General features: G+C 63.5%; 20 protein-coding genes. 10 read left to right on the top strand and 10 right to left on the bottom strand.

Annotated features, from left to right (window positions below; genetic code table 11):
* The first annotated feature begins 7 nt into the window (after window positions 1-7).
* From sfnG to ACWA13_RS03160, 3 genes are read left to right on the top strand one after another with little or no spacing between them, the layout of a single operon-like run.
* The gene (gene sfnG, locus ACWA13_RS03170) at window positions 8-1,207 is read left to right on the top strand and encodes a dimethylsulfone monooxygenase SfnG (protein WP_463936734.1); all 1,200 of its coding nucleotides are present in this window, start codon (window positions 8-10) and stop codon (window positions 1,205-1,207) included.
* Complete coding sequence (locus ACWA13_RS03165; protein WP_463936733.1) at window positions 1,207-2,568, top strand: O-acetylhomoserine aminocarboxypropyltransferase/cysteine synthase family protein; 1,362 nt, start codon at window positions 1,207-1,209, stop codon at window positions 2,566-2,568. Before sfnG ends, ACWA13_RS03165 begins: the two co-directional genes overlap by 1 nt.
* Window positions 2,565-3,101, top strand: coding sequence for a CoA-binding protein (locus ACWA13_RS03160; RefSeq protein ID WP_463936732.1), 537 nt, complete (start codon window positions 2,565-2,567; stop codon window positions 3,099-3,101). The genes ACWA13_RS03165 and ACWA13_RS03160 overlap by 4 nt, the downstream gene beginning before the upstream one ends.
* Before the next feature lie 92 nt (window positions 3,102-3,193).
* Here the strand turns inward: ACWA13_RS03160 and ACWA13_RS03155 are convergent, their stop codons facing one another.
* Both ACWA13_RS03155 and ACWA13_RS03150 read right to left on the bottom strand, forming a co-directional pair.
* A complete protein-coding gene (locus ACWA13_RS03155) occupies window positions 3,194-4,483 on the bottom strand; it encodes an adenylosuccinate synthase (RefSeq protein ID WP_463936731.1) in 1,290 nt (429 codons plus the stop codon).
* Between the two features lie 218 nt (window positions 4,484-4,701).
* Window positions 4,702-5,766, bottom strand: coding sequence for a M14 family zinc carboxypeptidase (locus ACWA13_RS03150; RefSeq protein WP_463936730.1), 1,065 nt, complete (start codon window positions 5,764-5,766; stop codon window positions 4,702-4,704).
* Between the two features lie 293 nt (window positions 5,767-6,059).
* Here ACWA13_RS03150 and ACWA13_RS03145 point away from each other — a divergent pair, with 293 nt between their 5' ends.
* Window positions 6,060-6,689 carry a uracil-DNA glycosylase family protein gene (locus tag ACWA13_RS03145; protein ID WP_463938005.1) on the top strand — a complete coding sequence of 210 codons (630 nt, stop codon included), beginning with the start codon at window positions 6,060-6,062 and terminating at the stop codon, window positions 6,687-6,689.
* 97 nt (window positions 6,690-6,786) lie between these two features.
* Here ACWA13_RS03145 and ACWA13_RS03140 read toward each other — a convergent pair whose 3' ends face one another.
* The 3 genes from ACWA13_RS03140 to ACWA13_RS03130 all read right to left on the bottom strand — a co-directional run bounded on the left by ACWA13_RS03140 (window position 6,787) and on the right by ACWA13_RS03130 (window position 9,066).
* Complete coding sequence (locus ACWA13_RS03140) at window positions 6,787-7,209, bottom strand: DUF3151 domain-containing protein (RefSeq protein WP_463936729.1); 423 nt, start codon at window positions 7,207-7,209, stop codon at window positions 6,787-6,789.
* 2 nt (window positions 7,210-7,211) lie between these two features.
* Window positions 7,212-8,231, bottom strand: coding sequence for a class II fructose-bisphosphate aldolase (gene fbaA / locus ACWA13_RS03135; RefSeq protein WP_463936728.1), 1,020 nt, complete (start codon window positions 8,229-8,231; stop codon window positions 7,212-7,214).
* A 154-nt stretch (window positions 8,232-8,385) separates the two neighbouring features.
* Window positions 8,386-9,066: a TrmH family RNA methyltransferase gene (locus ACWA13_RS03130; protein WP_463936727.1), complete on the bottom strand. Its 681-nt coding sequence runs from the start codon at window positions 9,064-9,066 to the stop codon at window positions 8,386-8,388.
* Between the two features lie 51 nt (window positions 9,067-9,117).
* Here ACWA13_RS03130 and ACWA13_RS03125 point away from each other — a divergent pair, with 51 nt between their 5' ends.
* On the top strand, window positions 9,118-9,948 hold the full coding sequence (locus ACWA13_RS03125; protein ID WP_463936726.1) for an HAD-IIA family hydrolase: 831 nt from the start codon (window positions 9,118-9,120) through the stop codon (window positions 9,946-9,948).
* Window positions 9,949-9,972: 24 nt separating this feature from the next.
* Here the strand turns inward: ACWA13_RS03125 and ACWA13_RS03120 are convergent, their stop codons facing one another.
* The 4 genes from ACWA13_RS03120 to pyrE all read right to left on the bottom strand — a co-directional run bounded on the left by ACWA13_RS03120 (window position 9,973) and on the right by pyrE (window position 12,816).
* Window positions 9,973-10,995 carry a thioesterase domain-containing protein gene (locus tag ACWA13_RS03120; protein WP_463936725.1) on the bottom strand — a complete coding sequence of 341 codons (1,023 nt, stop codon included), beginning with the start codon at window positions 10,993-10,995 and terminating at the stop codon, window positions 9,973-9,975.
* A gap of 77 nt (window positions 10,996-11,072) precedes the next feature.
* Window positions 11,073-11,294 (bottom strand): hypothetical protein, encoded by a 222-nt coding sequence (locus ACWA13_RS03115; RefSeq protein ID WP_463936724.1) that lies wholly within the window; start codon window positions 11,292-11,294, stop codon window positions 11,073-11,075.
* 95 nt (window positions 11,295-11,389) lie between these two features.
* On the bottom strand, window positions 11,390-12,148 hold the full coding sequence (locus ACWA13_RS03110) for a GAF and ANTAR domain-containing protein (protein ID WP_463936723.1): 759 nt from the start codon (window positions 12,146-12,148) through the stop codon (window positions 11,390-11,392).
* 92 nt (window positions 12,149-12,240) lie between these two features.
* On the bottom strand, window positions 12,241-12,816 hold the full coding sequence (pyrE, locus tag ACWA13_RS03105; protein WP_463936722.1) for an orotate phosphoribosyltransferase: 576 nt from the start codon (window positions 12,814-12,816) through the stop codon (window positions 12,241-12,243).
* Window positions 12,817-12,909: 93 nt separating this feature from the next.
* Here pyrE and nadE point away from each other — a divergent pair, with 93 nt between their 5' ends.
* Window positions 12,910-13,731 carry an ammonia-dependent NAD(+) synthetase gene (gene nadE / locus ACWA13_RS03100; protein WP_463938004.1) on the top strand — a complete coding sequence of 274 codons (822 nt, stop codon included), beginning with the start codon at window positions 12,910-12,912 and terminating at the stop codon, window positions 13,729-13,731.
* Here nadE and ACWA13_RS03095 read toward each other — a convergent pair whose 3' ends face one another.
* The gene (locus ACWA13_RS03095; RefSeq protein WP_463938003.1) at window positions 13,732-14,865 is read right to left on the bottom strand and encodes an acyl-CoA dehydrogenase family protein; all 1,134 of its coding nucleotides are present in this window, start codon (window positions 14,863-14,865) and stop codon (window positions 13,732-13,734) included.
* Between the two features lie 173 nt (window positions 14,866-15,038).
* Between ACWA13_RS03095 and ACWA13_RS03090 the strand changes: the two genes are divergently transcribed.
* The 4 genes from ACWA13_RS03090 to ACWA13_RS03075 all read left to right on the top strand — a co-directional run bounded on the left by ACWA13_RS03090 (window position 15,039) and on the right by ACWA13_RS03075 (window position 18,809).
* On the top strand, window positions 15,039-16,820 hold the full coding sequence (locus tag ACWA13_RS03090) for an AMP-binding protein (RefSeq protein WP_463936721.1): 1,782 nt from the start codon (window positions 15,039-15,041) through the stop codon (window positions 16,818-16,820).
* Between the two features lie 3 nt (window positions 16,821-16,823).
* On the top strand, window positions 16,824-17,330 hold the full coding sequence (locus tag ACWA13_RS03085) for a MarR family winged helix-turn-helix transcriptional regulator (RefSeq protein WP_463936720.1): 507 nt from the start codon (window positions 16,824-16,826) through the stop codon (window positions 17,328-17,330).
* A 100-nt stretch (window positions 17,331-17,430) separates the two neighbouring features.
* Entirely contained in the window at window positions 17,431-17,889 is a 459-nt protein-coding gene (locus tag ACWA13_RS03080; RefSeq protein ID WP_463936719.1) for a carboxymuconolactone decarboxylase family protein, read from the top strand.
* Window positions 17,890-17,906: 17 nt separating this feature from the next.
* Entirely contained in the window at window positions 17,907-18,809 is a 903-nt protein-coding gene (locus tag ACWA13_RS03075) for a sigma-70 family RNA polymerase sigma factor (protein WP_463936718.1), read from the top strand.
* Window positions 18,810-18,812 lie beyond the last annotated feature (3 nt).

The following is an 18,812-nucleotide window of genomic DNA, read 5'->3' as shown; positions in this document are numbered from 1 at the left end:
CAGCGCCATGACTGACATCAGCAAAGTCGCCCGGCTTGAAGAGCCGCTGAAGTTCGCCTACTGGGTGCCCAACGTTTCCGGCGGCCTGGTGGTCTCGACCATTGAACAGCGCACCAGCTGGGACTTTGACTACAACAAGAAGCTGGCCCGCATCGCCGAGGACTCCGGCTTCGAATACGCCCTCACGCAGACCCGCTATGCCGCGTCCTATGGCGCGGACAAACAGCACGAGGCCACCTCCTTCAGCCTGGCCCTGCTGGCCGCCACGGAGCGGCTCAAGGTCATCTCAGCGGTCCACCCCGGCATGTGGCACCCCGGCGTGCTGGCCAAGTTCATCATCACGGCGGACCACATCTCCAACGGCCGGGCAGCCGTGAACGTCGTCTCCGGCTGGCTAAAAGCCGAATTCGAGAACTTCGGCCTTGAATGGCTGGAGCACGACGAACGCTACGTCCGCACCGAGGAATTCATCAGGGTGCTCCGCGGCCTGTGGACCGAGCAGGAATATTGCCAATCCGGCAAGTACTACAACATCAACGAATTCACCCTGAACCCCGCACCGGTGGACGTTCCCGGCCGCCCGCATCCGGAAATTTTCTTCGGCGGAAACTCGACGGCGGCACAGGGCGCCGCAGGGCGGGTTGCGGACTGGTACTTCTCCAACGGCAAGGACCTGGAGGGCTTCAAGGAGAACATCGCCGGGGTGGTTGCTGCCGCGGGCGAAAGCGGCCGCCGCATCGGTTCCCCAGGTGCGCTGCCTTCCCCCAGGTTTGGCCTGAACGGCTTCGTTATCGCCCGTGAGTCTGAAAAAGAAGCCCGGGACACCCTCCGCGAAATTGTGGAGAAAGCGCACCGCCCCGCCGTCGAAGGTTTCCGGGACGCAGTACAGGAAGCCGGGCCTTCCACCAAGGACGGCAAGGGCATGTGGGCGGACTCCACCTTTGAGGACCTGGTCCAGTACAACGACGGTTTCGAGACCCAGTTGATCGGCACGCCGGAACAAATTGCCCGGCGGATCGTTGAGTACAAGAAGATCGGCGTTAACCTGTTCCTGACCGGTTACCTGCACTTCCAGGAGGAAGTGGCGGCGTTCGGCAAGGACATCCTTCCGATCGTGCGGGAACTGGAGGCGGACCTCGCCCGAAAGAACGGCACTGAGCTGGATCTCAGCGCCACCCCTACTGCAAAAACGGAGGTTGCCGCTTAATGGCTGACCGTACCTTTGGATTCCGTACCCGTGCCCTGCACGCAGGCGGAACTCCCGACGCCGAACACGGCGCCCGTGCTGTGCCCATCTACCAGACCACGTCCTTCGTCTTCAAAGACACGCAGGACGCAGCGAACCTGTTCGCCCTGCAGAAGTACGGCAACATCTACTCACGCATCGGAAACCCCACGGTTGCGGCCTTCGAGGAGCGCATTGCGTCCCTGGAAGGCGGCATCGGTGCCGTCGCCACGTCCTCCGGGATGGCAGCTGAATTCATTACCTTCGCAGCGCTGACCCAGGCGGGCGACCACATTGTGGCAGCGTCCCAGCTCTACGGCGGTACGGTGACCCAGCTGGACGTCACGCTGCGCCGCTTCGGGGTGGACACCACGTTCGTGCCGGGTACGGATCCGGCGGACTACGCCGCTGCCGTGCGGGAGAATACCAAGGCGATCTTCGTGGAGGTGGTGGCCAACCCGTCGTCGGAGGTCCAGGACCTCGCGGCACTGGCCAGGGTGGCACACGACGCCGGCATCCCCCTGGTGGTGGATGCCACGCTGAGCACGCCCTACCTGGTGCGGCCCATCGAACACGGTGCGGACATCGTGATCCACTCCGCCACCAAGTTTCTGGGCGGCCACGGCACCACCCTGGGCGGCGTCATCGTTGAAAGTGGCCGGTTCAACTGGGGCAACGGCAAGTTCCCCACCATGACCGAGCCAGTGGCCTCCTACGGCAACGTCTCCTGGTGGGGCAACTTCGGCGAATACGGCTTCCTCACCAAGCTGCGCTGTGAACAGCTGCGCGACATCGGACCGGCCCTGAGCCCGCAGTCCGCCTTCCAGCTGCTGCAAGGCGTCGAAACCCTGCCCCAGCGCCTGGACGAGCACCTGAAGAACGCGCAGGCCGTAGCGGAATGGCTCGAAGCCGATCCCCGCGTGGCCTACGTAAACTTTTCCGGCCTGCCCTCCCACCCCCACTTCGAGCGGGCCCGCAAGTATCTTCCGCTGGGCCCGGGCTCCGTGTTCTCCTTTGGCGTCAAGGGTGGCCGGGCGGCCGGACAGAAGTTCATCGAATCCCTGCAGCTGGCCTCCCACCTGGCCAACGTGGGCGACTCCCGCACGCTGGTGATCCACCCCGGCTCCACCACCCACCAGCAGCTCAGCCCCGAACAGCTGGTGACAGCAGGCGTGCCGGAGGACCTGGTGCGCATTTCCGTGGGACTTGAGGACATCGAGGACATTCTGTGGGACCTGGACCAGGCATTGACCCAGGCCTCGGAAGCGGCAGCCGGCAGCTCTGCGCTGACCGGTCCGGCCGAAGACATTGCTGATTCCTGCACGATCGGAGCACGCGCATGAGCACCGTTGAGAATGTCGCTGCAGAATCCGGCGCGACGGAAACCGGCACGGCCCGAACCTGGGCCGGCCCTTCAGCCCCCGAGCGGCTGGCCCTGCTCCGGCAGGCCAGGACCATTGCGATCGTAGGGGCGTCAGACAAGCCCTCCCGGGCCAGCTACTTCGTGGCCACCTATCTGCAGTCCTCCACCCGGTACAAGGTGTACTTCGTCAATCCGGTAGTGAAGGAAATCCTCGGTGAACGCACGTATGCGTCGCTGGCTGATCTTCCGGAAAGCCCGGACATTGTGGACGTGTTCCGCAAGCACGACGACCTGCCGGGAGTCTTGGAAGAGTCCATCGCGGCCGGCGCCAAGACTCTTTGGCTGCAGCTGGGATCCTGGCACGAGGACGTGGCGCGCGACGCCGAAGCAGCAGGCCTGAACGTGGTGATGGATCGCTGCGTGAAGATTGAGCACGCCCGTTTCCACGGCGGGCTGCACCTGGCCGGCTTCGATACCGGGGTCATCTCCTCCAAGCGGCAGGTGCTGGCCTAGCGCCCGTTCACGGTTGAGGAAAACGACGACGACGGGTCACCTTCCCAAGGTGGCCCGCCGTCGTCGTTTGTTTGTTGTCTGCTCCGGGATCGTCAGTCGTTGATGAGGTCGTTGATGACGATCGTCTGGTCGCGGTCCGGCCCGACGCCGATTGCCGAGAAGCGGGTGCCGGACAGCTTTTCGAGGGCCAGCACGTAGTTGCGCGCATTCTCCGGCAGGTCCGCGAGGGTGCGGGCGCCGGTGATGTCTTCCGTCCAGCCGGCAAAGTACTCGAAGATGGGCTTCGCGTGGTGGAAGTCGGTCTGCGTCATGGGCATTTCGTCGTGGCGCACGCCGTCCACGTCATAGGCGACGCACACCGGAATCTGTTCGATGCCGGTGAGGACGTCAAGCTTGGTGACGAAGTAATCAGTGAAGCCGTTGACGCGGGAAGCGTGGCGGGCCAGGACGGCGTCGTACCAGCCACAGCGGCGCGGCCGGCCGGTGTTTACGCCGAACTCGCCACCGGTCTTTTGCAGGTACAGGCCCATGTCGTCGAACAGTTCAGTGGGGAACGGGCCGGCGCCTACACGGGTGGTGTAGGCCTTGATGATGCCGATGGAGCGGGAGATGCGGGTGGGGCCGATGCCCGAGCCCACCGAGGCGCCGCCGGCTGTGGGATTGGATGAGGTGACGAACGGGTAGGTGCCGTGGTCAACGTCAAGGAACGTGGCCTGGCCGCCTTCCATTAGGACTACCTTGCCCTGGTCCAGTGCCTCGTTAAGCACAAAGGTGCTGTCGATGACCAGCGGGCGGAGGCGGTCAGCGAAGGAGAGGAAATAGCTCACAATTTCCTCCACCTCGATGTCGCGGCGGTTGTACACCTTGACCAGGAGTTCGTTCTTCTGGCGCAGCGAGCCTTCCACCTTCTGGCGGAGAATTGACTCATCAAATACGTCCTGCACGCGAATACCGAGGCGGGCCACCTTGTCCATGTAGGCGGGGCCGATACCGCGGCCGGTGGTGCCGATAGCGCGGCTGCCCAGGAAGCGCTCGGTGACCTTGTCCAGAACCTGGTGGTACGGGGCCACCAGGTGGGCGTTGGCGGAAATCCGCAGCTTTGAGGTGTCTGCACCGCGGGCTTCCAGGCCATCAATCTCCTGGAACAGTGCCTCCAGGTTCACCACGCAGCCGTTGCCGATAATCGGGACGGCGTTGGGGCTGAGGATGCCGGCAGGAAGGAGCTTCAGCTCATACTTCTCACCGCCCACGACGACGGTGTGCCCGGCGTTGTTGCCACCGTTGGGCTTAACCACGTAGTCCACACGGTGCCCGAGCAGGTCAGTGGCCTTGCCTTTTCCTTCGTCGCCCCATTGGGCCCCGACGATAACGATTGCTGGCATGGGATCCTCCCCCATTCGTTTCGGGCCGGACCAAGATGGCGCGGCGCCGTACATGAGAACGCCCCGGCTGAACTGGCCGCCGCTACGCACAGAGCGCAGCGATGCAAGAGTTCCGGGGCTCTTACCACCCAAGTTTAGCCGATGACGGACTTTCTCCAGCCGTTGGCACGCGGTGGCTCCCTGCATCCGGCAGGGAACCACCACTGGCCGCGGGGCTGCTACTCGCCGTCGGCCTCCTCACCAGGGCGGGAGGTCTGGGTGGCGAGGGTGTCCCAGAAGGAGGTGTCGGCGTCGGCGATTGATCCGTCAGCGATGGCTGCAGCCGTGGACGTCAGCGTGGTGACCGTCTGCTTGATCAGGTAGCCGTTGCTGCGCAGTCCCAGGGCGACGCCGTCCGCGTAGTGGTCCGACATGCCGCGCATTTCGAACAACAGGGTGGCAATTCCGTATTCGACGGCGATGCCGTTGCGGCTGATGGTCTCCGCGCTGCCGCCGGCGTACTTGCCCAGGTGGCCCCAACCGGTGGAATCGACGTTATCGAACACCACGGCGCCCAACTGCTTGGACTTCTCCACAACCGCTGGATCGGCGTTGGGGGTCGTGGGGTACAGGATGGACCCGGACACCAGCTTGCCATCACGCTCGCTGCGGGTGCCCTGGTGGTGGAGGTCGATCATGTAGTCGATCCGGTATTTCCGCATCACGTTGTTGTGCAGCGCCTGGGTCTCCGGCTGGATCTTGTCCACGTGGTCGCGGTTCAGGTCCACTTCCTCCGCGTTGTAACGCGTGAGGTGGCGGTCGCCCTTGGCCAGGTAGTCATCCAGCGGGAAGTTCACATCTCCCATGGCGCCGTCGGCATTGAGCATCGGGACCACCAGTATGTTCACGCCGTCCAGGATGCCGCCCGACTTGCCGGTTCCCAGGTGCCGGATGAACTCCATGGCCCCTTCGGTGGTGAGCTGTTCATTGCCGTGCTGCTGTGTCAGGTACAGGATGGTGGGCTTGGCCGGGTCCGAAATGTACTTGACCAGGTGGATATCCCGGCCCTTGACGGTCTGGCCGATGACTTCCAGCTCCATGGCGGACTGGCGGGCGTCCTGGTCCTTGAGGAAGGACACCATTTCGTCATACGTTGCCAGTTTGGAAGTGGTGATCTGACCGTTGCCGTCGTAGTTGGGGCCCTCGCCCACAGCATTCGCCAGCGGAAGCGGCGCGGCCACTACGGCCAGCGCCAATGCTCCCGTAACTGCCAGGGTCCTGAAGGTTGCCAGTGGTTTTCTCACAGTGCTTGCCTCTTTCGAAGTCCTCTAGTGCGGGCAGCCGGACTGGTGGAGCGCGCGGCTGTCAGACCAGACAAGCAAGCTGCGCAGAAGCTGTCAATGGCCGTGACAAAAGCTGGAAAGACTTTGCACGAGTCACCCGGCACCATGATGTACAGCGGCTTGCTAAACTGGGTAAGGCTGACCAGGAATCAGTCCACACCATCTTTCAAACCACCCGGACCGGCCGTGCCATCGAACACGGCGCAGCCTTCCCCGTGGCAGCAACGCCAAACCCGCAGGAGACCCCGCCCTATATGACAGCCCTGGCACCCGAATCCACACGAGAGCAGCTCATGAACCGCCGCTACGAACCCGCCGTTGCAGCCATCAACGAGCTCTGCGATTCCCTCCAGGGCACCAAGCCGGACACCGTCGTCCCGTATGTTGACCCCATTCACGACGTTGACGAGTGCCGCATCATCAGCCTGTACTCCAACATCGGCGCCATTGATCCGTCCGGCTTCATCACCCCGGGCGACGACGACGCAGCCGGCCGCATGCTGGGCATCCAGTGGAAGCTGGGCCTGCGCCCGGAGTACGTGATGCCGTGGAACGTCCACCCCTGGTACACCCCGGGCGAGGCCAACGGCAAGTTTACTCCGGACCAGATCTCGGCCGGGCTCAAGCCGCTGCTGAAGTTCCTGGCGCTGGTACCGCGGGCATCGGTGATCGTGGCGCACGGCACCGAAGCAAACCGCCTGGCCAACCTGCTGCTCAAGACCGAAGTCCCGCTTCTCTGGCGCCGTGGCCTCAAGACCTACAAGGTCCGGTCCCTTAGCGGCCGCGCTTTCGCCGGCAGCCCGGTGCGGCAGGAACAGTATCTGGAGGACATGCGCGTGGCGTACGCAGACGCCATGGCGCGGACGGGCCTGACTCCCGCTTAGCCTCGGTGGTTGAGCCTGCCGAAACCCCGGGAGGGATCTCGACAGGCTCGATCACCAAAACCGGTGGTTGAGCCTGCCGAAACCCCCGTAATCCGGGCTATTTGCCTTCGATTGCGGCCTTCGCCGCAGGATCGGAGTCGTTGAGGAACTTCTCGATCCGCTCCGGCTCCTCCGCCTCGTTGATAGCTGCGGAAGCGCGGCCCAGCGAGTACAACGCCCGGAGGAAACCGCGGTTGGGCTCATGCTCCCACGGGATGGGGCCAACGCCGCGCCAGCCATTGCGCCGCAGCGAATCCAGTCCCCGGTGGTAGCCCACCCGTGAATACGCGTAGGAATCGATGGTGCGGCCCTCGGCCCAGGCCTCTTCGGCCAGGACGGCCCAGAGCAGCGAGGACGTGGGGTGCTTCTCCACCAGGTCCAGCGCTTCCTGGCCTGCTTCCAGCTGCTGGTAGACCTCGGTCTCGGCCGGCAGCAGGGTGGGCTCGGGGCCCATCAGGTTCTTGCGGAACTCGTCGGACATTCCTAGAAAGTCTTTCCAGCGGAGCCGAGCTGCTTGGTGGCCTCGACGACACGTGCGGCCAGACCGGCCTCTGCGGCAGCGCCCCAGACGCGCGGATCGTAGGTCTTCTTGTTGCCGACCTCGCCATCAACCTTCAGGACGCCGTCGTAGTTGCGGAACATGTGATCCGCTACCGGGCGCGTGTAGGCGTACTGGGTGTCGGTATCAATGTTCATCTTGATGGTGCCGTAGGAGACCGCGTCAGCGATTTCCTGGTCTGAGGAGCCGGATCCACCATGGAAGACGAGGTCGAACGGGCTGTCCTTGCCGATCTTGGCGCCAACCTGGGCCTGGATGTCCTTGAGGATCTCCGGGCGCAGCTTCACGCCGCCGGGCTTGTAGACGCCGTGCACGTTGCCGAAGGTAAGAGCCGTAATGTAGCGGCCGTTCTCGCCGGAGCCGAGGGCGTCAACAGTGGCCAGGGCGTCTTCAACGGTGGTGTAGAGCTTCTCGTTGATCTCATTTTCGACGCCGTCTTCCTCGCCACCCACGGTGCCGATTTCAACTTCGAGGATGATCTTGGCCGCAGCGGTGCGCTCCAGCAGCTCGCGGGCAATACGCAGGTTTTCCTGCAGGGTCTCAGCTGAGCCGTCCCACATGTGTGAGTTGAACAGCGGGTTGCGGCCGGCTTTGACCTCGGCCTCGGAAGCTGCTAGCAGCGGCAGGACAAAGCCGTCCAGCTTGTCCTTGGGGCAGTGGTCGGTGTGCAGCGCGATGTTGACGTTGTAGTTCTTGGCTACCTCGCGGGCGAACGCCGCGAAACCCAGGGAACCGGCCACCATGTCCTTGGTGGAGGCGCCGGACCAGTAGGCTGCGCCGCCGGTGGAAACCTGGATGATGCCGTCGGACTCAGCCTCGGCGAAGCCGCGAAGGGCGGCGTTCAGCGTCTGCGAGGACGTCACGTTCACGGCCGGGAATGCGAAGCCGCCCGCCTTTGCGCGGTCGATCATCTCGGAGTAGATCTCTGGGGTTGCAATGGGCATGCTGACTCCTCAAGTGAAAATTTCGTCTGCGGGTGCGGTGACCCTGGAGTGAACCTCGTCGGCTAGCAACCATCCTAGCCATTTCCGGCGGCCTTGCCCTGTTTCGGTCACCGGCGGGGTAACAGTTACGCCGGGAACCTTTGGAAGAGCCTCCTCACACGTGCTGGCTGAAGACGTGGCGTCGGATCCAGGCGTGCATGGCGATGGCTGCGGCAGAGGCGGCGTTGATGGAGCGGGTGGACCCGAACTGCTCGATAGAGAGGGTCGCGAGCGCGGCCTCGTGGACCTCAGCAGTCAGTCCCGGTCCCTCCTGGCCGAACACCAGCACGCAGTCCCTGGGCAGTTCGTACGTTTCCAAAGGCACAGAGTCCGGAAAGATGTCGATACCGATGATGGCCAGGCCCTCCCCCTGCGCCCACGCCACGAATTCGTCAACAGTCGGGTGGTAGCGGACGTGCTGGTAGCGGTCGGTGACCATGGCACCACGGCGGTTCCACCTGCGCCGGCCAATGATATGGACTTCCTTGGCCAGGAAGGCGTTGGCTGTGCGCACCACGGTCCCGATGTTCATATCGTGCTGCCAGTTCTCGATGGCGATGTGGAAGTTGTGCCGCCTTGCATCGAGGTCCGCCACGATGGCGTCGTGTTTCCAGTAACGGTATTTGTCCACCACGTTGCGCCGGTCCCCGGCTGCCAGGAGCTCGGGGTCCCAGTGGTCGCCGTCGGGCAGTTCGCCTTCCCACGGCCCCACGCCGACTTCCGCCTGCGGCGCTTCCTCGATAGTTGCTTCCGGTGCTGCGCGAGGGTCGGCTGGGGTTCCGGGTGTCTGATTCACCCCTCAACACTAGACTGGGCCGAGGAATATCCGTCACCCGTGGAGGAAGTCATGGCAGAAGCTGACCAGGTAAAAACATCGGCAGCGGTTTACCGCAGCGGCCAGGAGATCGAATGCTGGCTCACGGACATGGACGGCGTGCTGGTCCACGAGAATCAGCCCGTTCCCGGAGCGGCGGATCTGATCCAGCGCTGGGTGGACACGTCCAAGCGTTTCCTGGTCCTGACAAACAATTCCATCTTCACTCCCAGGGACCTCGCGGCCCGGCTCCGCGCTTCCGGCCTGGAGATCCCGGAGGAGAATATCTGGACCTCCGCCCTGGCTACGGCCCAGTTCCTCAAGGACCAGGTGCATGGTTCCGGTTCGGGGAACCGCGCCTACACCATCGGCGAAGCAGGACTCACGACGGCGTTGCATGAGGCGGGCTTTATCCTCACCGACCAGAACCCGGACTTTGTGGTTCTTGGCGAGACCCGTACGTATTCTTTTGAGGCCATCACTATGGCGATCCGGCTGATCCTCGCCGGGGCCAGGTTCATTGCCACCAACCCGGATGCCACTGGCCCGTCCAAGGACGGTCCCATGCCCGCCACCGGCGCCATAGCTGCGCTGATCACCAAGGCCACGGGCCGGGAACCCTACATTGTGGGCAAGCCCAATCCCATGATGTTCCGCTCCGCCATGAACCAGATCGACGCCCATTCCGAGACCACCGCCATGATCGGGGACCGGATGGACACCGACATCGTGGCGGGCATGGAAGCGGGCCTGCACACCGTGCTGGTCCTGACCGGCATCACCCGCCGCGAGGACATCGATTCGTTCCCGTTCCGGCCCAATCAGGTGCTGGGTTCGGTCGCGGACCTCAAGGACCAGATCTAGGGGATCAGGTCCAGGGGATCCAATCTAGTAGATCGTTACCCTTGACCCGCCACCGGGCAGCGGGAAGATCCTGTCCTGCAGTTCCACCACCAGTGGACGGTAGACGAACGGGTTCCAGCCCGGGCTCGCGTGGGCCGGCCGGGCGCCGTCCGTCCGCAGGTCCGTGGATTCCATGTTGTTCGGAAACGTGGATTCCCAGCCGGCCCTGGCCGTTGCGTACCGCACGGTTTGATCCTCCGGACTGCCAACAAACGCCATTCGGGTGCTTCCCAGCTTGTCCGCAAAACGGAAAGCGGAGAAGTGGTAGATGTAGGCCGATTCGCTCTGGATCAGCACGCTGGACGGCGCAAGGGGCGACAGTTGCGCCATGGTCTGATCCAGGATCTGCCGCCAGGTACGCTCGTCCTTGTGCACGATCCGTTCCCCTAACTCATAGCTCCCGCGCACTACGCTGGGCACCCGAAACCCTGACTCATAGAGGAACACCACGCCGTCGAACCAGCTTTGGTCCAGCACGTCGGTGCGGCTGTGCGGTGAGGAGTCCAGCAGGATAAATTCCACTTCGAGGCCATGGAGCTCGCGCAGGCGTGCGGCCACCTGGGTAGCCACCATGCCGCCAAAGCTGTGGCCGTAGAAGTAGAGCTTGGTAAGTTTCTGCGCGCGGACATATTCGATCACCGCAATCACCAGCTGATCAATGTCCAGCCCCAGATTGGAATATCCGACGGCGGCGAGCCGGCCCCGGCGGTTAAGGGCACCCCTCAGGGAGTTAAGGATCCACTGGGCTTCTTCCCAGCTGGTCTTGTAGCCGGGGAACAGGAACCAGCTGGCACTGGGGTGGTACTTGTCCGCGAAATCGTCGGACACGGGCAGGATCTGGCTGACGCGTCGCTGGCCCTGCACCCGCTGGGTGAACAGCATGTCCGCCGCCAAGACACTTGATGCTGCGGCGCCGAGCAGGAACTTGCGCCGGGAGAACCTGTCCAGGTCCCCGGCCTGCCGAAGCAGCCTGCGAGCCCAATCGGTGTGTTCGGAGCGAAAGTCCACGTCTCTACCGTAATAGAGGGCGGACCTGCGAAGATATTCGCCTGGGCTACGGGAGGACACCGCCCATCCGCGTGTAATCAGGCGTCAGTCAGCGATGAATTGGTCCTGCGGCGCCGCTCCATCTCGAGGCAGATGGCACTGTAGATGGCCAGGTGTTCACCAATGCGGGGGTCGCCGTCGTTCTCCATGCGGGCAAAGGCTTTGTCGCTGGCCTTGAGCAGCTCGGCGTCCGTCCACGAGGACAGGGAGGCAGGGTCAGGGCGGTGATGAAAGTGATCGAGAAAACGTGCGTGGACCATAGAAACTCCAACCTGGGCTCAACTATGGCCGGATGCTCAACCTTTACCAGCCTATAGGGCGCGTTGCGGGTAAGACAAAATTGCCCACTGGCGGCTTATCCTGCCTGGCTGTGAGTCGGCTCATCGAAATGAGTAGCAGCCTGCGCACCGCCGATCTTGTTCACCAGATTTTCTGCCAGCGTGCGCAGCTTGGTGTTGCTGTTGCTGGCGGCATCGCTGAGAATCCTGAACGCCTCCTCCTGGCTGCAGCGGTTTTGCCCCATCACGATGCCAACGGCAAGATCGATGGCTGTCCGCGACTTCATGCTGGCACGCAGATTAACCGCGTTGTCACTATGAAGCGCAATACGGACGGCCAGGCGCAGCGCCTGGGATACCTCCCGGGTGTACTCCCAGGCGCGTTCACGGGTCAAATCACCAAAGGAGTCCGGGGCGGCCGAGTACAGGTTCAGGGCGGCTTTCGCTTCACCCTGGAGGTTAAAGGGCAGCGAAAGGACAGACCTTAGATCGTGCTTGGCTACTGCTATGGCGTAATCCGGGCCCCAGCGGTCTTCCTCCAGGAGGTCCGGAACATAGACCTCTTTCTGCTCTTCAGCCGAGGTCAGGCAGGGCCCTTGGGCAAGTGAGTACTGGATCTCGTCCACCTCACGGGCCTCGGCACTGCTCCAGCCGATAGTGGCCGCCTGCCGGTCACGCAACAGGGTGATGCCGCACAGCACTTCACTGCCATCGGTCGATGTTGCCCTCGCAGAGAGCTGTGCCAGCTCATTGAGGAATTCCTCAAAGTCGGCGCTTTCCAGGATCAGGTTCTGGATCCTGTCTACCGGCGACAGCCCCGGATCAAGCGAAGTCATGCCGCTACCCCTCTATTAATGCAATACATCAAGCACGTGCGAACGTAGGAAAAGGATAGGCCCCTCAAGCCGTCCCGTCGAGCGGGAAAGAATCAGTCCAGGCCAAGCTCGTCCTTGCCGAAAGCAAAGAGGTACGGAACGCCGGTTTCCGCTTCGATCTTTTCCTTGGCGCCGGTGTCGCGGTCCACAATGACAGCCACTGCCACCACGTTGCCGCCAGCGGTCCGGACGCCCTCGACGGCGGTGAGTGCGGAGCCGCCGGTGGTGGATGTGTCCTCAAGGACCACCACATTGCGGCCGTCAACGGAGGGACCCTCCACCTGGCGGCCCATTCCGTACGATTTCTGCGCCTTGCGGACCACAAAGGCGTCCACGGGACGTCCGGCGTCGGCAGCTGCGTGCATCACGGCGGTTCCTACGGGGTCCGCGCCCATGGTGAGGCCACCAGCGCACTCAAAGCTGATGCCGGCGTCGTCAATCATTTGCAGCATGACCTGGCCCACCAGCCTGGAGGCCTCGTGGTGGAGGGTGATGCGGCGGAGGTCGATGTAGTAATCGGCCTCGGCTCCACTAGACAGAGTCACTTTGCCCCGGACCACCGCCAGTTCCTTAATCAGCTCAAGCAGGCGGGCACGGGCATCGGCAGGCGAAACGCTGGGGGAAGTCATGGTGACAAGTTTATCCGGGTCTTTTGTCCCGTTCCGCCGCCATGGCCCGTCACCTGTTGAGCAGGGTTGACACTCGTGACTAGTGTGGACCACATGCGCGAACTCCAGGCCAGGATCATTGAAGAAATGGGCGTCCAGCCCCGGATCGACCCCGCAGGGGAGGTGCGCAAACGTGTTGCCTTCCTCAAGGAATACCTCAAGGCCACCGGGACCAAGGGATTTGTCCTGGGCATCTCCGGCGGCCTGGATTCGTCGTTGGCCGGAAAGCTGGCCCAACTGGCGGTCGACGAACTGGAAGCGGAGGGCGTGAATGCCAACTTCGTCGCAGTCCGGCTGCCCTACGGCATCCAGCATGACGAGGAAGACGCCCAGGCCGCCATGGACTTCATCAGGCCCAAAACCGAGTGGACCTACAACGTCTCCCACGCCGTCGACGGCTTCGAAGAGGAGTTCGAGAAGACCACCGGAAGCCCCATCTCCGACTTCAACCGGGGCAACGTCAAGGCCCGTGCACGCATGATCGCGCAGTATGCCTTGGCCGGCGAGCACAACTACCTGGTGGTCGGCACCGATCACGGGGCGGAATCGGTCACGGGGTTCTTCACCAAGTTCGGCGACGGCGGCGCGGACATCCTGCCCCTCTTCGGCCTGAACAAGCGGCAGAACCGGATGCTGCTGGCCGAGTTGGGTGCCCCTGCCCGGGTGTGGGAGAAGGTTCCCACGGCAGATCTTTTGAACGACAATCCGGGCCGCACCGACGAGGACGAACTGGGCCTCAGCTACGACCAGATCGACGATTACCTGGAAGGCCGCGAGGTCACTGAAGCTGCCGCCACGCTGATCGAGGAGAAGTACCTGCGCACCAGGCACAAGCGCACCGTGCCGGTCACCATTTTTGACACCTGGTGGAAGTAACTACACGAAAGCGGACTTGCCGGTAACGGCCCGGCCCACAATCAGCGAATTGATCTCATAGCTACCCTCGTAGGTGTAAAGGATTTCGGCATCGCCGAACAGCTTGGCCATCTCAAAATCTGTACTGATGCCGTTGCCGCCCAGCAGGGACCGGCCCATTGCCACGGTTTCCCGCGCCAGCCGGGTGGTGGTGGCCTTGGCCATGGCGGCCTGTGCCATCTGCAGCCGCCCGTCCCGCTGGATCGTGGCCAACTGGCTCATCAGCGCCAGTGAGGCCGAGGCGTTGCCCACCATCTCCGAAAGCTGCTGCTGGACGAGCTGGAAGCGGGCCAACTCCTTGCCGAACTGGGTGCGCTCCAGGGCATAGGAGCGGGCGACGTCGAACGCGGCCAGCTGGATGCCCGCCGCCTGCCAGCCCACCCAGGCCCGTGAGTCGCGGAGCAGGGAGTTCGCTGCTGAGAAGTCGGTGGCCCCCGGCAGCAGGTTGCGGTGGGGAATCCGGACCTGGTCCAGCACTATATCTGCGTTCTGCATGATGCGCAGGCCGATCTTGTTGGAGATCTTGGTGGCACGGTAGCCGGGCCTGTCCGTCTCCACGATGAAACCCTTGATCCTGCCATCGGCTTCATCGCGGGCCCAGACCAGGGCGAAATCCGCGATGGTTGCGGCGCCAATCCAGCGCTTGGCACCGTTGATCACCCATTCCGCGCCGTCCAGCCGGGCGGTGGTGCTCAGGCCGCCGGCAATGTCAGAACCGTGCTCGGGCTCGGTCAAGGCGAAGGCCCCCAACTGGGTGAAGGCTGCCAGCCCGGGGAGCCAGCGATGTTTCTGTTCCTCCGAGCCCAGTTCGTTGATCATGCCAAGGATCAGCTCGTTATGGATCCCCACGAGGGCGCTGAGCGAGACGTCTGCCCGTGCAACTTCGACGTACATCAGGCCCTTGAACAAGGTCGATGAACCGTCGGTCTGGAGCCCGCCCAGGCCGCAGTCGGCCAGCAGTTTCAGCAGCTCGTAGGGAAACTCCTCCCGGTTCCAGTACGGAATAGAAGCTGCCCGAACCCTGGACTGCAGGAGGTCCCGCACCTCGAGGTACCGCTGACGTTCTGTTGGCGGCAGGAGGTCCACGATGTGCATCAGGTCAGCATCCGGGAAAGGGATACCGGCCCGGGCGGCCTGCGGCCTCCCTCCCCCGGTGTCACTTCCTTGTGGCTTCACGGGACATATCCCTTCTTCCAGACCATTGGATGTCCTAGTATATTCACAGAGTTGAGACGAAGTGATGGGGATCACCACGCGAAAGGCCTTCAATGTCAGTCACCGACGACTTCCGTTCTGCGCGCGACAGATTACTGGCCCTCCGCACCGATTACGGCCACGCCCGCCAGGAGTTCAGCTGGCCCCGGTTCGAGCATTTCAATTTCGCACTGGACTGGTTTGACCAGATCGCTGCCAGCCCCGCCACCGCCGGCAAACCCGCCCTGGTGATCGTGGAACAGGACGGTTCCGCCGCCCGGCGCACCTTTGCCGAGCTCGCGGCCGATTCGAGCCGGCTGGCCAACTGGCTGCGTAGCGTGGGCGTCCGGCGCGGGGACCATATGATCCTGATGCTGGGAAACCAGGTCGAATTGTGGGAATTTATGCTGGCCGGCATGAAGCTGGGCATCGTCCTCATCCCCACCACCACGCTGATGGGCCCGGCCGATCTGCGCGACCGGGTGGAGCGCGGCAGGGCGTCATGGGCCGTGGCAGGCAGTTCGAACATCGCAAAATTCGCTGATGTTCCGGGCAACTACCGCCTCATTGAGGTGAACGACGGCGGCACTGCAGCCGGCGCCCGGGCCCTTCAGTACAGCGATTCCTACGACGCCGGAGCCGGTTTTGAGCCCGAAGCCCCTACCGGTGCGGATGACACCCTGCTGCTTTATTTCACCTCCGGCACCACGTCCAAGGCCAAGCTGGTGGAGCACACCCACACCTCGTACCCGGTGGGCCACCTGTCAACGCTCTACTGGATCGGCATCGAACCCGGCGACGTCCACCTGAACGTCGCATCGCCGGGCTGGGCAAAGCACGCCTGGTCCAACGTCTTCACGCCGTGGATCGCGGAGGCCTGCGTTTTTGTGTACAACTACGAACGCTTTGACGCCCGCGCACTGATGGAGCAGATGGACCGCGAAGGCGTTAGCAGCTTCTGCGCGCCGCCCACTGTCTGGCGGATGCTGATCCAGGCGGACCTGACATTGCTCAAGAATCCTCCCACTAAGGTGGTTTCCGCCGGTGAGCCGCTCAATGCCGAGGTTATTGGCCAGGTATCCAAAGCCTGGGGGCAGACCATCAGGGACGGCTTCGGGCAGACGGAAACCACCGTGCAGGTAGCCAATACGCCCGGCCAGCCCGTCACCGTTGGTGCGATGGGAAAACCGCTGCCGGGTTACGACGTCGTACTGGTTGATCCGGTGACCGGGCAGGAAGGCGACGACGGCGAACTCTGCCTGCGTCTGGATCCCCGGCCGGTGGGACTGATGAAGGCGTACTACGGGGACCCGGAACGGACGGCGGAGGCCTTCCGCGGCGGCTACTATCACACAGGCGACATGGCCAGCAGGGACGCGAACGGCGTTATTACCTACATCGGCCGGGACGACGACGTCTTCAAATCGTCCGACTACCGACTGTCCCCCTTTGAGCTGGAGAGCGTACTGATCGAGCATCCGGCCGTCGCCGAGGCCGCAGTGGTTCCGTCGCCGGATGAGTTGCGGCTCTCCGTACCGAAGGCATTTGTGGTGCTGGTTGCCGGCTTTGAACCCAGCGCGGAACTCGCGGAGGACATCCTCAGATATTGCCGCGACCATCTGGCCCCGTTCAAACGGATACGGCGCCTGGAGTTCACCGCCCTGCCCAAGACCATCTCCGGGAAGATCCGGCGCGTGGAGCTCCGGCACAGCGAGGAACTGCGGCACGCCGCGGGTGGTGGAGGCGCCAATCCGGGCGCGGCAGGCATCGCTATGATCGCCGGCGCGGGAGTCGGCGTCGAGTATTCCGAGGCTGATTTCCCCGCCCTCAGAAGCGGCCTGGGGAGCGAAGGCTGAGCCATGGCCGGACCGCTGCCCAGGGATCCCATCGCCGATGCACAGCGCAACTGGGAGGCTCATGGCTGGGTTGAGGAAGCCGCGCCCATGGCCGCGATTACCGCGATCATGCGCACCCAGCAGATCCTGTTGGCCCGGATCGAAGCGGTGCTGCGGCCCTTTGGGCTGACCTTTGCGCGCTACGAACTGCTGGCCCTGCTCAGTTTCGCACGCGGCGGTGCGCTCCCCATGAACAAGGCGAGCGCACTGCTCCAGGTGCATCCGACGTCGATCACGAACGCCGTGGACCGGCTCGCCTCGGCGGGTCTGGTGGTCCGCTCCCCGCACCCCAGCGACGGCCGCACCACCCTGGTGGAGCTGACGCCGGAGGGCCGGACCCTGGCCAAAAATGCGACGGCGGCACTCAACAGCGCGGTGTTCGTCCAGTCCGGTTTTGGTGATGACGACGTAACGCAGCTGATCCGTATCCTGGGCGATTTCCGGCGGAATGCCGGGGATTTCGAGGGCTGAACCGGCTTCTGCCGAGTCCGGGTATTGCGGCCGTGTCACACTTCAGCCATCTCATCCGACATCCCTGATGTAAGGCACCATCACGAAAGGGAATTTGGAAATGACACGAATCAACATTGGCCGCACCAACAAGCTTGGCTACGCCGCGGTGATCGGCCTGGAAGGCTACGCCCGCAAGAGCGTCGATCCGGAACTGCTCGATCTGATCAAGTTGAGGGCCTCCATCCTGAACGGCTGCGGCTTTTGCGTGGATATGCATGCCACGGCCGGCCTGAAGCAGGGAATGTCCTCCCGCAAGCTCCATGCCGTGGCCGCCTGGCAGCACGCAACAGTTCTCTTTGACGAGAAGGAGCAGGCGGTACTGGCACTCACGGATGCCATCACCAACCTGGGGCCTGACACGGTGACGGACGACATCTGGGATGCTGCGGCCAAGCATTTCGACGAAGGCGGGATGGGCGCCCTTGTCCTGGCCATCGCCACCATCAACGTCTGGAACCGGATTGCGGTCAGCACCCGGATGCAGCCTCCGGTGGATGCGCTGAATCCCGTCGCCTGACGGGTAGCGTGGGCTCCATGAATGCTCCGACGGTCGCTGCTGCGGCGTGGCAGCACGAACGGAACCGTCTCCTTGGTATCGCCTACCGGATGTTGGGCGACTTCGGCCATGCTGAAGATGTGGTCTCCGAGGTGGCGGTGGACGCAGTGCGCCAGGAACAACGCGGCAGCAACAGTCCGGTGGAATCCTGGCCGGCCTGGCTGACCACCGTCTGCGTACGCCGGTCCGTGGACCGGGTCCGGCAGCTGGCAGCGGTCCGGGAGGATTACGCCGGGCCATGGCTTCCGGAACCCGTGGATACGGACCGGCTTCCGGAAGAAACGGTGGCCAACAGGGAGCTGTTGTCTTTGACGCTGCTGCATCTGGCCGAACAGTTGACCCCGGAGTCCCGCGCCGCCCTGATCCTGCACCGTGCCTTCGACATGACTGCGCCGGAAATCGCCGCGATCCTGGAGAAAACGCCCGCAGCCGTGCGCCAGATGGTCTCCCGTGCCGAGCGCCGCCTCGACATTGACCCGGATGCCCCCGCCCCACGTGCCCGGGACCGGGCGGCGCTGGAAAAATTGGTGAAGGCCATTGAACAGGGCGACATAGATGCCGTGCTGGCCATGCTGGAGCGGGACGCCGTGTTGTGGGCCGACGGCGGCGGGAAGGTCAGAAGCGCCAGGAACCCGATCTTCGGTGCCGAAAGGATTGCCCGGTTCTTTGCCGGCATCCTGGGTAAGGCCCTTTCTATTGAACCTGGACGTCCGGTGAGCACCGGGATTGTCCAGGTCAACGGCGACCCTGCCCTCCTGCTCCGGCATCAGGGCAGGTCCGATGTGCTGCTCATTGATGCATCCCCTGGCGGATTGATCCGCGAAATCCGCCAGGTTTCAAACCCGGACAAGCTGAGGCGGCTGCCAATGTTTGCTTCCTGACGC

The sequence above is a fragment of the Pseudarthrobacter sp. TRD_SC_9 genome, assembly GCF_055361265.1.
Note: the sequence above shows the minus strand (reverse complement) of the source record. Positions and strands in the feature narration are given on the sequence as shown.

Bases quoted from the DNA above. Each gene is read 5' to 3' on its own strand.
- sfnG (WP_463936734.1), top strand. From the start codon at position 8: ATGACTGACATCAGCAAAGTCGCCCGGCTTGAAGAGCCGCTGAAGTTC.
- ACWA13_RS03165 (WP_463936733.1), top strand. From the start codon at position 1,207: ATGGCTGACCGTACCTTTGGATTCCGTACCCGTGCCCTGCACGCAGGC.
- ACWA13_RS03160 (WP_463936732.1), top strand. From the start codon at position 2,565: ATGAGCACCGTTGAGAATGTCGCTGCAGAATCCGGCGCGACGGAAACC.
- ACWA13_RS03155 (WP_463936731.1), bottom strand. From the start codon at position 4,483: ATGCCAGCAATCGTTATCGTCGGGGCCCAATGGGGCGACGAAGGAAAA.
- ACWA13_RS03145 (WP_463938005.1), top strand. From the start codon at position 6,060: ATGACAGCCCTGGCACCCGAATCCACACGAGAGCAGCTCATGAACCGC.
- ACWA13_RS03140 (WP_463936729.1), bottom strand. From the start codon at position 7,209: ATGTCCGACGAGTTCCGCAAGAACCTGATGGGCCCCGAGCCCACCCTG.
- fbaA (WP_463936728.1), bottom strand. From the start codon at position 8,231: ATGCCCATTGCAACCCCAGAGATCTACTCCGAGATGATCGACCGCGCA.
- ACWA13_RS03125 (WP_463936726.1), top strand. From the start codon at position 9,118: ATGGCAGAAGCTGACCAGGTAAAAACATCGGCAGCGGTTTACCGCAGC.
- ACWA13_RS03115 (WP_463936724.1), bottom strand. From the start codon at position 11,294: ATGGTCCACGCACGTTTTCTCGATCACTTTCATCACCGCCCTGACCCT.
- ACWA13_RS03110 (WP_463936723.1), bottom strand. From the start codon at position 12,148: ATGACTTCGCTTGATCCGGGGCTGTCGCCGGTAGACAGGATCCAGAAC.
- pyrE (WP_463936722.1), bottom strand. From the start codon at position 12,816: ATGACTTCCCCCAGCGTTTCGCCTGCCGATGCCCGTGCCCGCCTGCTT.
- nadE (WP_463938004.1), top strand. From the start codon at position 12,910: ATGCGCGAACTCCAGGCCAGGATCATTGAAGAAATGGGCGTCCAGCCC.
- ACWA13_RS03095 (WP_463938003.1), bottom strand. From the start codon at position 14,865: ATGCACATCGTGGACCTCCTGCCGCCAACAGAACGTCAGCGGTACCTC.
- ACWA13_RS03090 (WP_463936721.1), top strand. From the start codon at position 15,039: ATGTCAGTCACCGACGACTTCCGTTCTGCGCGCGACAGATTACTGGCC.
- ACWA13_RS03085 (WP_463936720.1), top strand. From the start codon at position 16,824: ATGGCCGGACCGCTGCCCAGGGATCCCATCGCCGATGCACAGCGCAAC.
- ACWA13_RS03080 (WP_463936719.1), top strand. From the start codon at position 17,431: ATGACACGAATCAACATTGGCCGCACCAACAAGCTTGGCTACGCCGCG.
- ACWA13_RS03075 (WP_463936718.1), top strand. From the start codon at position 17,907: ATGAATGCTCCGACGGTCGCTGCTGCGGCGTGGCAGCACGAACGGAAC.